Annotated in this window: 1 pseudogene; it reads right to left on the bottom strand. The window is 54.7% G+C overall.

Annotated elements, in window-relative coordinates:
• A pseudogene (locus DVK07_RS21315) lies at positions 1-495 on the bottom strand (Hint domain-containing protein); the annotation flags it as partial.

The following is a 495-nucleotide window of genomic DNA, read 5'->3' on the forward strand; positions in this document are numbered from 1 at the left end:
CTCTGCGATGATATAACCGAGGAGTCGAGCCAGAGTGGGATCGACTCGGGTGGGCGGCGTGAACGAATTCGCGTTGTAGGCTTCGACCTGCTGGAACGAAACATCAAGCGAATCATCCCAATCCGCGTCGATGTTTTCGGGGACCGCAATGAGGTCTCCTTCCGCCAATTGATCTGCCCGTCGGGGAGACAATCCTCTGTTCAACTGTTTGAACAACGGGTGCGACGGTGTTACTTCTACTTCGCGCCCCGATGCCATCGAAATTCTGTGCATCCTATCCGGCGCTTCTCGTTTCCAGACTTTTGTCGCGGTCCCAGTCTCGACGGCCCCCGATTCGGTTACTGTTTGAACGCCGATATCTGCCGGTTCGTATACCCCGTCGTCGACCTCTATCGGGTCTTCGAGGTTTGACTCTACTATATCCCCAATTGCCCGTTCCGTTCCGTCAGCAAGTGTCACCTCGGTATCATATTTTTGACACTTACCCGTTCCGGG

The sequence above is a fragment of the Halorubrum sp. Atlit-26R genome (assembly GCF_003666015.1).
Taxonomy (GTDB): domain Archaea; phylum Halobacteriota; class Halobacteria; order Halobacteriales; family Haloferacaceae; genus Halorubrum.